General features: G+C 40.4%; 4 protein-coding genes. 3 read left to right on the top strand and 1 reads right to left on the bottom strand.

Annotation, left to right across the window (positions count from 1 at the left end; translation table 11 throughout):
- Nucleotides 1–8: 8 nt before the first annotated feature.
- Nucleotides 9–779, bottom strand: coding sequence for a non-homologous end joining protein Ku (ku, locus tag AC07XU_RS13860; protein ID WP_494944228.1), 771 nt, complete (start codon nt 777–779; stop codon nt 9–11).
- A gap of 132 nt (nt 780–911) precedes the next feature.
- Between ku and AC07XU_RS13855 the strand changes: the two genes are divergently transcribed.
- The 3 genes from AC07XU_RS13855 to AC07XU_RS13845 form a co-directional block, all read left to right on the top strand.
- Entirely contained in the window at nt 912–1967 is a 1056-nt protein-coding gene (locus AC07XU_RS13855; RefSeq protein ID WP_494944227.1) for a helix-turn-helix domain-containing protein, read from the top strand.
- A 124-nt stretch (nt 1968–2091) separates the two neighbouring features.
- Nucleotides 2092–3108, top strand: a complete 1017-nt coding sequence (locus AC07XU_RS13850) for a helix-turn-helix domain-containing protein (protein WP_494944226.1) — start codon at nt 2092–2094, stop codon at nt 3106–3108.
- Between the two features lie 283 nt (nt 3109–3391).
- Nucleotides 3392–13485: cadherin-like domain-containing protein (locus AC07XU_RS13845; protein ID WP_494944225.1), on the top strand; the 10094-nt coding region annotated here is incomplete at its 3' end.

Below are 13485 nucleotides of genomic sequence, written 5' to 3'. Positions count from 1 at the left end.
AATTAAATTTATGCCTGTTTCTTTCCGCCTAAACTTTTCATCAACTGGTCGTACAAATTATCGCTACTTGCCTTTTGAGGCTTCAATTTTTTAACCACAGCTCTTTTCCCTTTAGCTTTAGCCTTTATAATTTTTAGCAATTCGCTTGTGTAGGTGTCTTTAAATGCAGCGATATCAAAATCTGAGCTGTATTGTTTAATCAATGCTAAACCAACATCCATTTCTTTTTTAGGGATGGTTTTGGTATCCACTTTTTTAATTTCTGATAAAGCTCTTATTTCTTCCTGAAACCTGATTTTGGTAATCACAATTATTCCATCCATAGGATGGATAACGCATAAATTTTCTGTACTACGTAATACAAATCTGCCAACACCAGCTTTTTTAGATTTTTCGAGTGCTTTTAACAGTAAAGCGTAAGCTTTTGTACCTTGTTTTTCGGGTTCTGTATAATAAGAAGTTTCGTAATAGATAGGATTAATTTCGCTGATATTAACAAAATTTTCTAGCTCAATAATTTTGCTTTTTTCTGGAGCAGCCTCCTCAAAATCATGATCGTCTAGAATTACATACTTATCTTTTAAAAAAAATCCTTTTACAATTTTTTCGTATGGCACTTCTTTCCGAGTATCTTCATTTATACGTTGGAATTTGATTTTGGCATGATCGCGTTCATCGAGCATATCTAAATCTAGATTGCTGTTTTGGACGCCAGAATATAATTTAACTGGAATATTGACTAAACCAAAGCCTATAGAACCTTTCCAAATTGATCTCATTTGTATGAATTTTATAACATAACACAGAATAAGATTGCAATGTTCTTAAATATTTAATTACCATAATTATTAATTTAAATTCTTAATTAATAATTAATTAGAAATTGTATTTTTGTTTTACATCCCCAATGTATGCTTAAGCTCAATTTTTTTAAGTGGTTTTCCCACCTATCGAGGCCAAAAACCGACCTGCATTTAATTACCGTTGTAATTTTTATACTAAGTTTTATCAATATTTATTATAAAATTTCTTGGAAGGATGGAGGTTTCGTTACTAATGAAAATCTTTGGAACCCGATTTGGTTATTATTTGGCCCACTTCTTTTTCTAAGTTATAAAGCGATATTAAGCAAGCAAATTGAGTTTAGCAAACAATACATTTTTCATCTACTGCCATTTTTAATCTTTAGTTTTTATTACATATATATTAGTTTATATGTAGATCTACAAAATCCTTGGCAGGATAAATTTTATGTTTTTTACCAAAATAGTTACGTAGTTATCGCAGTATCATTAGCTTTATATAGCATATTTATTATTTCGAAAATACTCAAGACAAATGAGCGGAATTATCCTGATGCAGATTCTTTAATTATATCAATTGCCGTAAGTTATATTTTAATTTGTATAGTTCTGGTTATGCTATTAATTGGTTGGTGGATATATCCAATTGATATGGGCTTTGATTATCGATTTTTAACTTATTCACTACTTTTTTTCTGCAATTTGGTAATTGGTTTTTTCTGGATTTTTGGAGATAAGGGAGTTGAAAATACACCACAATACAACGAAGATTTTAATTATAAAAGTTATAAAAACTCTCCATTAACAGATGAATTGGCATTAGATTACAAAGATAGGATCACATCTTATTTTGAAAATCAGTCAGTATATTTAGATTCAAAATTATCTCTGGAAACATTATCCAAAGAATTATGTATTCCAAAACATTATTTTTCTCAACTCTTTAATGTGTATTTCGAAAAAAGTTTTCACAGCTTTGTAGCTGAGTATAGAATTTTATATGCTATTGAACTCGTTAATTTTAACAATGGTCGTTTAAAAATAGAATCGCTAGCACATTCTTGTGGCTTTAATTCTAAAACATCATTTAACAAGTATTTTAAAGAAATTACAGGTTTTACCCCTTCTGAATACTTAGTGAGACTAAATAAGCAAACTGCTTAGCTTTAAATTTATTTAAAATTTGGCCTATTAATTAATGCCTCATTCTTTTCCAATTATATCATATCTATTATTTGCTATAAGCTTAGTTTCATTAATTACGCTTTATCTTGCTTTAAAAGTTAAATTGCCAGATGCATTTAAAAAAGTATTCGTTTTTACTGTAAGCTTAGTTTTTTTTAATAGCACTTATGGTTTTATCATCGAAGTTGGTTTTGGTGATCAAGCTTGGTCTCAAAAAATAATTCCTTTTATATTGCTTTATGGTCCGATTATATTTTATGGCCTAATCGCCATAAAAAAGGGAACTTTTTCTAAACTCGGAATTGCGCTGCATAGCTTACCATTTTTTATTTACACAATCTATTTTCTAAGTTCGTATGTAGGCTTGGTAGGTTATTCTATGCATGTAGTAAAATCCTTATATGCAGTTGCTGCAATATCATTTATAAGTTATTCATTGCTATCATTTATTATCGGAAGAAATTTATTGCAGTATAAATTAAAAGATAAATTATTTGTATTTGTTTTCGGGCGTATTTTACTCTTATTCTTAGCGATGTTATTTATAATTGTAATTTTTTCTAGCCGTATTAGCAACAATTGGGGAGCAGTTAACTTGTTAAGGGTGCTAATCTACTTTTGTTTATTAATGTATATTGGTATATTATTCAATTTTGTTGTTAAGCGATTAGTGGGTGGTATATTAAGTTTGCCAAATAGTGATATAAAGGACACAAATAAGGACATTGATTTAAATAAAAATTCTAGATACGAAAAATCATCTTTAACTGACGAGCAGCTTGTATTTTATCAAGAAAAATTAACTAAAGCAATGTTGGACGAAAAATTATATTTAAACCCAACATTATCACTCACAAGTTTATCAACTTATTTAAAGCTTCCAAATCACCACTTAACACAAGTTTTTAGTGTACAAATCAATCAAACTTTCTATCAATACATTAATAGTTTAAGGATTGCCTATGCATGCCAGCTATTAAAATCAGATGAAGCAATTATGAATTTTGAGGAATTAGCAGAACAAAGTGGATTTAATTCTAAGCCATCTTTTAATAGGCAATTTAAGTTAATCATGAATTGTACTCCTTCAGAATATAGAATTTCTCTTCAGAAGAAATAAAACTGAAAGAATTAATATTTAAACCATAATGTATTTTTTACACTATGCTCCTTTTAAATAAGTCACAGCTAATAGTGTTGTAACCTTTAAATTTTGTAATAAAATATATAGCATTTAATGTATAAAATACTGAATCTTTGGATTTTCAGTACCTAAAACCCTTTTTAAGGATAGATTCATCCATATGGGATGGACGTCTTGCCACACGGATGAGTCACAAAAAAATGTTGTTAAAACACATATTTGCGCAAGTTTTTATATAGCAATATTAGCGCTTCTGTGTATGATACAACTTTACAAACGCATTCTTTTCTCTTTTGTTTTATTATTGGGAATTTTTTCTACAACTAATCTGTTTGCTGAGGGATCTAAGGATTTATATCCGAGTGGTACCACTGGGAATAGGGCTTTTTTGATGAGTTACCCTAGTGGTGCATCTTTAGGTACAAACGGTAACGCATCTTGGCCATATAAAAACCATGGTGTGCATTATGTTTATGCAAAAAATGGCGAAACAATCGCTGTAGCATCAAGTGCTCAAGCAGCAAATGGTGGATCTATTCGCTATACCTCACCAACAGGAACTCAAACTACGGTTACAACGGGTCTTATAACCAATCGTACCGCCGAACTTGCAGGGCCCTTAGCTCCATCTGAAGCCGCTAATGGAAATAAATATGCGCCTACTTTTATTACAGTTTCTGCTGCCACAGAAGGGGTTTGGAAAGTTGAATTTATAGGGGCGATTACATCAATTGCTGGAAATTATACTACAACAGCAGCAGTTGTTGGTGCAGATGCAAGTTGGACACAGCCAACCACAGGAGATGCACGGATAACCATCGCTGCTTGGGATGTATCTGTAAGAAATGCCGCTAACACAGCATGGGTTTCTGGAAGGGTTTATACCAATATTCTTAACCTTTCAATAGCTAACTCGTTCACTAATAATACACAAGGATTTTATGGAAAGGTTTATCCTTTAACAAAAGATGGATATGCATATGAAGTGAACAACAATGGTCAAATTGGTGTTTTTTTCACCTTCTTCGTTAATAATAAGGGATTTACTACTGGTGCAAATGGTTCAGGAAGTCCTACTTATAAAAGTTTAAATTCTACTGCTGGAATAAATACTAAAGATCCTACAGCACAAGATAATGCTGATGGGATAACACATAAAATTTTCTACAATAAACCTGACGATGCAAATTTACCACCCGACGCAGCTATAAATCCCACGGATGGAGGCACCACTTGGTTAAAACGAGTTGTTACAGTTCCTACTGTTTCAACAGTGTCTTTTGAAGGGGTTGAAAATTCTGGATCATCTGTGAGTAATAAAGGTGCTTATATTAAATTTAATTCTAATATCAACGGAACCTACAAAATTGTTATTCCAGGTAGCGGTAATTTCTTCGATCGCGTATTGACTGGTCCATCTACTGTGGGAGCAAATACTGTATTTTGGGACGGAAAAGCAGGAACCTCTGTCGCAGATCCGGTTACAGCTGGAAATAAAGTTCCACCAGGTACAACATTAAATTCTGTTAAAGTTCAATTATTTGGGGCTGAAGTTCACTTTCCTTATTTGGATGTTGAGGCAAATCCAAGAGGTATAATCATCAGACAACTCACAACCGATGGATTATATAATCCAATAGCCAATGGAGACGTGGTTTATTGGGATGACACTGATGTGGTGAACCCAGCTAATTCTACTCCTCCAAATCCAAAAAGAGCTGTTTTGGGTCTTACACCTCAAAATAGTACCACTAATGGGCATATTTGGGGAACATATCCCGGACAAGGTTTAAATGAATATGGAAATGAAAAAGCCATTGATACTTATACATTTGTACCAGGGCCTGAAGTTACCCAAACCATAGCTGTTACCATAGATGCAGCAGATTTAGAGGTTACTAGTTCTAACACCGCTACAACAACAACAACCTCAGGCAATGAGATTACTTATACTGTTGTAATAAAAAACTTATTTACTGCTGGTATAAGTGTAAGTAATGTTAATGGCGCAAAATTTGGTTTCGAACATCCTGCTGGTTTCACTGTTACATCCGCTGTGCTAACTGTTAATAATGGTACAATTGTAGAAACTTCACCTACAAATGGCGCTACAAAGTGGGAGTCAACCTTAAGCATGACAAATGGTTCTCAGGGTACTTATGTAATTAAGGGTATTGTTGGTCCATCTTTAAAGAATACAACGTTAAGTACTAGGTCAACTATGCTTCGTCAAGCAGATATTTCTGACCCAGATGCAACAAGTGAGGCTACTCAAGCTTTTTCAAACAATGTTGATACTGAATGTAATGGAGCACCAAGTGGGGTAGGATGTAATAACATTAAAACCAATAGTGTTACGATCACAAACAATCCACCTGTTGGTGTGCCCAATGTGAGTAGCACCAACATGAATACAACTTTAACAGTTGCTGATGGAGCTCCAGGTTCAGCTGGAGATTTATTGGTTAATGATACAGATGCTGATGGAGATGTTCTTACCGTAACCAAGTTTACAGTTGCAGGAACTGCTGGAGATCAAGCTCTTGGTGGACCTGGATTTTTAATTCCTGGTCAAGGAACAATTACTATTAATGCAAATGGTAGCTATACCTTTGTACCAGTAACAAATTTCACAGGTGCAGTAAATACAATTACATATACATTAACTGACGGTACAGCAACAACAACATCTACTCTTAATATTACAGTTAACTCCACAACAAATACTTTAGCTGGTAAAGTTTTTAATGATACCAATGGATTGTTAGGTTCGCCTACTAATACTGTTGATGGTTTAGATTATACAGCTGCAAATGTTAATGTTGTAGCTTGGAATACTACAGACAATAAAGTAGAAGCTATTTCAGCAGTAAGTGCTACTGGAACATACAACTTAACAGTTCCTTCAACTAAAGCTTATAGTTTATATTTGACTACCAATAGTTATGCGGTAGGCAGTACAGTAACGCCAGTCGTTGCATTACCTGCAGGCTGGGTAAGTACTGGAGAAAACATTGGAACTACAGCGGGAAATGATGGTACAGTGAATAGTATTCTTCCAATAGGAACAATAAATTCAAATCAAACTAACCTTAACTTCGGTATAGAACAAATTCCAACCATTGCAGGTTCCGGAAGCAATACGGTAACCAATCCGGGAGGTACCACACAGGTAACTGTACCCGCAAATACGTTTTCTAACATTACGGCAAGCATCGATCCTACGGCGGTAACTGGTATCAGAATTACAGCCTTCCCAACCAATACAACCAGTATTGTTGTGAATGGTGTAACCTATAATTCAAACGTTCCGGCAGAAGTTACTGCATTAACTAACTTGATCATCCCAGCCAACAGCTCAGGCACACCAACTCAGACAATCACAATTGATCCTGTAGCTGCAGGAACATCTGTAATCTCTTTCAGAGCGATTGACGAGGCTGGCAAGCAAAGCACAGGAACCGGAACAGCAACTTTAACGGTTAACAATGTAATTGCAGGTAGCGTTTACAATGATGTAAATGGACTAAACGGCACACCTGCCAATACCGTAAGCGATGGAGCCAAATATACAACCGCAGGCTTAAATGCTGTATTGGTAAACACTACAACAAACGTGGTTGTTGCCGTTGCGCCTGTAACGGCAGGTGACTATACCTTAAGTGCTCCGTCTAACGGAGACTATCTGGTCTATCTTACTACAGCATCTCCAACATTGAATGCTGCGCCAACCGTAACTTTGTTACCTGCGGGTTATGTGCAAACAGGTGAGTTTGTAGGTGCAGGGGCAGGAAACGATGGAACTGCAGACATTATCATCATGTTGCCTTCATTAACCGGAAGCATCAGCAATGCAAATTTTGGTATAGAACAAATTCCAACGGTTGCAGGCTCTGGTAGCAATACGGTGAGTAATCCTGGAGGTACTGTGCAGGTAACAGTACCTGCCAATACATTTTCTAATATTACTGCAAGTAGCGATCCTACGGCGGTAACTGGTATCAGAATTACAGCCTTCCCAACCAATACAACCAGTATTGTTGTGAATGGTGTAACCTATAATTCAAACGTTCCGGCAGAAGTTACGGCATTAACTAACTTGATCATCCCAGCCAACAGCTCAGGCACGCCAACTCAGACAATCACAATTGATCCTGTAGCTGCAGGAACATCTGTAATCTCTTTCAGAGCGATTGACGAGGCTGGCAAGCAAAGCACAGGAACCGGAACAGCAACTTTAACGGTTAACAATGTAATTGCAGGTAGCGTTTACAATGATGTAAACGGACTAAACGGCACACCTGCCAATACCGTAAGCGATGGAGCCAAATATACAACCGCAGGCTTAAATGCTGTATTGGTAAACACTACAACAAACGTGGTTGTTGCCGTTGCGCCTGTAACGGCAGGTGACTATACCTTAAGTGCTCCGTCTAACGGAGACTATCTGGTCTATCTTACTACAGCATCTCCAACATTGAATGCTGCGCCAACCGTAACTTTGTTACCTGCGGGTTATGTGCCTACGGGTGAGTTTGTAGGTGCAGGGGCAGGAAACGATGGAACTGCAGACATTATCATCATGTTGCCTTCATTAACCGGAAGCATCAGCAATGCAAATTTTGGTATAGAGCAAATTCCAACCGTTGCAGGTTCTGGTAGCAATACGGTCACCAATCCGGGAGGTACCACGCAGGTAACAGTACCTGCCAATACATTTTCTAATATTACTGTAAGTAGTGATCCTACTGCTGTAACTGGTATCAGAATTACAGTCTTCCCAACCAATACAACGAGTATTGTGGTAAATGGGGTAACGTATAATGCGAATGTTCCGTCAGAAGTTAACGCATTGACTAGCTTAATTATTCCGGCAAATAATTCTGGTACACCAACACAAACCATCACATTTGATCCCGTTTCTTCTGGTACATCAACTATATCTTTCGTAGCTATTGACGAAGCAGGCAAGCAAAGTAATGGAACTGGAACTGCGACCTTAACGGTTACTAATAACATACCAGTTTCAAATGCAGTTACTGCTACTTCTCAATCAAATCCTGGCGGTACAGTTCAGTTAATCGTTCCAACGTTAACAGGATCTGATGTTGAAGATGGTACATATAATGGAACAAGTCTTACAAATAAAATCCAAATTAGAAGTTTGGCAACGGGTGGAACATTATATTATGATAATATTGCTGTTACGCTTAACCAAATCATAACTAATTACGATCCTTCTAAATTAACTGTAGATCCAAATAATGGAATAACAAATTTAACATTTACATATAGTCATATTGATGCTGACAATGGAGTTTCAACTCCAGCAACTGTGAGTATGCCATTCAGCAACACGCCACCAACAACCAACGATATCACCAATGCCGCAATAGCGAGCAACACGGCAACACCTGTTGACATCTCGAACCCGACTGGGGCAGATGTTGACGGAACTGTTGTAAGCTATAAGATCGTTACGCTTCCAACATCGGGCACGCTTTACCTAGCCAACGGTACCACTGCGGTAACCCTGGGTCAGGTGCTTACGGTGGCACAGGCCGATGGACTGAAGTTCCAGCCTGCAGGCAACACGAATGCAACGGTAACCTTTACCCTTGCAGCGATCGACAACAACGGGGCCGAGGATGCAACACCTGCAACCTTCACCATCCCGCTTACGAATACTCCACCAACAACCAGCGATATCACCAATGCCGCAATAGCGAGCAACACGGCAACACCTGTTGACATCTCAAATCCGATTGGGGCAGATGTTGACGGAACGGTTGTAAGCTATAAGATTACCAGTCTACCAACAAGCGGAACACTTTTTAGGGCAGACGGCACGACTGTAGTAACGCTTAACGAGGTACTATCGGTTGCAGATGCAAACGCATTCAAGTTCAGACCTAACGGTACGAGCAATGCAATGGTAACCTTTACATTGGCTGCGATAGACAACAACGGGGCTGAGGATGCAACACCTGCAACCTTCACCATCCCGCTTACCAACACGCCACCAACAACCAGCGATATCACCAATGCCGCAATAGCGAGCAACACGGCAACACCTGTTGACATCTCGAACCCGATTGGGGCAGATGTTGACGGAACAGTTGTAAGCTATAAGATTACCAGTCTACCAACAAGCGGAACACTTTTTAGGGCAGACGGCACGACTGCAGTAACGCTTAACGAGGTACTATCGGTTGCAGATGCAAACGCATTCAAGTTCAGACCTAATGGTACTAGCAATGCAACGGTAACCTTTACCCTTGCAGCGATCGACAACAACGGGGCCGAGGATGCAACACCTGCAACCTTCACCATCCCGCTTACAAATACACCACCAACAACCAACGATATCACCAATGCGGCAATCGCGAGCAACACGGCAACACCTGTTGACATATCGAACCCGATTGGAGCGGATGTTGACGGAACGGTTGTAAGCTATAAGATCGTTACGCTTCCAACATCGGGCACGCTTTACCTTGCCAACGGTACCACTGCGGTAACCCTGGGTCAGGTGCTTACGGTGGCACAGGCCGATGGACTGAAGTTCCAGCCGGCAGGCAACACCAATGCAACGGTAACGTTTACCCTTGCTGCGATCGACAACAACGGGGCCGAGGATGCAACACCTGCAACCTTCACCATCCCGCTTACGAATACTCCACCAACAACCAACGATATCACCAATGCGGCAATCGCGAGCAACACGGCAACACCAGTTGACATCTCGAACCCGATTGGAGCGGATGTTGACGGAACAGTTGTAAGCTATAAGATCGTTACGCTTCCAACATCGGGCACGCTTTACCTTGCCAACGGTACCACTGCGGTAACTCTGGGTCAGGTGCTTACGGTGGCACAGGCAGATGGACTTAAGTTCCAGCCGGCAGGCAACACGAATGCAACGGTAACATTTACCCTTGCTGCGATCGACAACAACGGGGCCGAGGATGCAACACCTGCAACCTTCACCATCCCGCTTACCAACACCCCACCAACAACCAACGATATCACCAATACCGCAATCGCGAGCAACACGGCAACACCTGTTGACATCTCGAACCCGATTGGAGCGGATGTTGACGGAACGGTAACAAGCTATAAGATCGTTACGCTTCCAACATCGGGCACGCTTTACCTAGCCAACGGTACCACTGCGGTAACTCTGGGTCAGGTACTTACGGTGGCACAGGCCGATGGACTTAAGTTCCAGCCGGCAGGCAACACCAATGCACCGGTAACGTTTACCCTTGCTGCGATCGACAACAACGGAGCTGAGGATGCAACACCTGCAACCTTCACCATCCCGCTTACCAACACGCCACCAACAACCAACGATATCACCAATGCGGCAATCGCGAGCAACACGGCAACACCTGTTGACATCTCGAACCCGATTGGAGCGGATGTTGACGGAACGGTCGTAAGCTATAAGATCGTTACGCTTCCAACATCGGGTACGCTTTACCTTGCCAACGGTACCACTGCGGTAACTTTGGGTCAGGTACTTACGGTGGCACAGGCCGATGGACTGAAGTTCCAGCCGGCAGGCAACACCAATGCAACGGTATCCTTTACCCTTGCTGCGATCGACAACAACGGGGCCGAGGATGCAACACCTGCAACCTTCACCATCCCGCTTACCAACACCCCACCAACAACCAGCGATATCACCAATGCCGCAATAGCGAGCAACACGGCAACACCTGTTGACATATCGAACCCGATTGGGGCAGATGTTGACGGAACGGTTGTAAGCTATAAGATAGTTACGCTTCCAACATCTGGCACGCTTTACCTTGCCAACGGTACCACTGCGGTAACTCTGGGTCAGGTACTTACGGTGGCGCAGGCCGATGGACTTAGGTTCCAGCCTGCAGGCAACACCAATGCAACGGTAACATTTACCCTTGCTGCGATCGACAACAACGGGGCCGAGGATGCAACACCTGCAACCTTCACCATCCCGCTTACCAACACCCCACCGACAACCAGCGATATCACCAATGCTGCAATCGCGAGCAACACGGCAACACCTGTTGACATCTCGAACCCGATTGGGGCAGATGTTGACGGAACGGTAACAAGCTATAAGATCGTTACGCTTCCAACATCGGGCACGCTTTACCTTGCCAACGGTACCACTGCGGTAACTCTGGGTCAGGTACTTACGGTGGCACAGGCCGATGGACTTAAGTTCCAGCCGGCAGGCAACACGAATGCAACGGTAACATTTACCCTTGCTGCGATCGACAACAACGGGGCCGAGGATGCAACACCTGCAACCTTCACAATCCCGCTTACCAACACCCCACCGACAACCAGCGATATTACAAATGCGGCCATTGCGAGCAACACGGCTACACCTGTTGACATCTCGAACCCAACAGGAGCGGATGTTGACGGAACAGTTGTAAGCTATAAGATCGTTACGCTTCCAACATCGGGCACACTTTACCTTGCCAACGGTACCACTGCGGTAACTTTGGGTCAGGTACTTACGGTGGCACAGGCCGATGGACTGAAGTTCCAGCCGGCAGGCAACACCAATGCACCGGTAACGTTTACCCTTGCTGCGATCGACAACAACGGGGCCGAGGATGCAACACCTGCAACCTTCACCATCCCGCTTACGAATACGCCACCAGTTGCTGTTGCAAATACAATAACAACCAATGAGGACACTCCGGTAACTTTGCTTGCTATACAAAATAATGACATAGATATTGATGGAAATGTGGTTTCATCTACTATAGATTTGGATCCATTAACTGCTGGTCAGCAATTGACATTTACGGATGCAAAAGGCACATGGACGTTAACTCCAGCAACTGGAAATGTATTATTTACCCCTGTACTTAACTTTAATGGTACTGCAAGCATCAATTATACAATAAATGATAATGATGGAGCAACTTCTAATCAGGCAAGTTTAACAGTTGTAGTAAATCCTGTAAATGATGCACCAACAGCTGCACCTGATTTAGCAACTACATTAGAAGACGTTACTTTGGTTGTGTTACCTGCAAATGGATTATTAAGCAATGACTCTGATATAGATGGAGATACACCTTTAGCCGTTACTGATTATACTATAGCGGGTATAGTTGGAACGCAGATAATTGGAAACGATGTTGTAATTCCTGGAGTTGGAACAATTAATATCGCCATAACAGGTGGTTATAGATTTACTCCGGCGCCAAACTTTAATGGAGCAGTGCCATTAATTACCTATACGGTTAACGACTTAAAAGGTCCTAATGGTTCTGCAACAAGTACACTAACATTAACTGTTACACCTGTAAATGATGCACCATCATTTACAAAAGGAGCAGATCAAACTATCGCAATTAGTTCAGTAGCTGCAGTGCAAACTGTAACTGGATGGGCCTCAGCACTGAGCAAAGGACCAGCTGATGAAAGCGCTCAGTTATTAGATTTTATTGTAACTAATGATAAAAATAGCTTGTTCACCACTCAACCAGCTATAGATGCGAATGGTAACTTAACCTATACTCCAGCACCAAATCAATACGGTAAAGCAACAGTTTCTGTAAAAATTCATGATAATGGAGGAACTGCAAATGGTGGAATTGATGAATCAGTTATTCAGACATTTGTTATTAATATTAAACCTGTAGGCAATGCAGATACAGATATCACTCCAATTAATATACCAACTACCACTAATGTAATTGCAAATGATGGTACAAGTGGAGTTGGAACATTAGTAATTTTAGGAGGAATAAATCCAACCAATGGAACAATTACTATTAATCCTGATAAATCTATCACTTATACGCCAAATAATGGTTATGTAGGAACAGACACCTATACCTATATTTTGGAAACTCCAGATGGTGTAAAATCGGATCCTATAACCGTAACAATAAATGTTTACGATCCAAAAATGACTTTAGCAAAGGATGGAACATATTTTGATTTTAACGGAAATGGAAAAGTAGATGCAGGAGATCGCATTAACTATACTTTCTCAGTAAGAAATAGTGGTACAATAGCATTAACAAATATTTCTATTACAGATGCCAATGCTACTATTACTGGTGGACCGATTGCCACACTTGCAGCAGGAGCGGTAGACAACACTGCCTTTACCGGTTTCCACACCTTAACACAGGCAGAGATCGATAACGGAGGGGTATTCAACGTAGCAATTGCAACAGGAAAAGATCCTAAGAACAATACCGTAACAGCAAACTCAACTGATCCTACGCCATTGGCGCCGACCGATCCGAGCTACCCTGTTACGCCACCAACACCAGCCTGCCCAACCTGTACGGTTACACCAATTGTACAGACTGGAGCAATGACATT

It is taken from the genome of Pedobacter sp. GW456-11-11-14-TSB4 (genome assembly GCF_059424425.1).
Note: the sequence above shows the minus strand (reverse complement) of the source record. Positions and strands in the feature narration are given on the sequence as shown.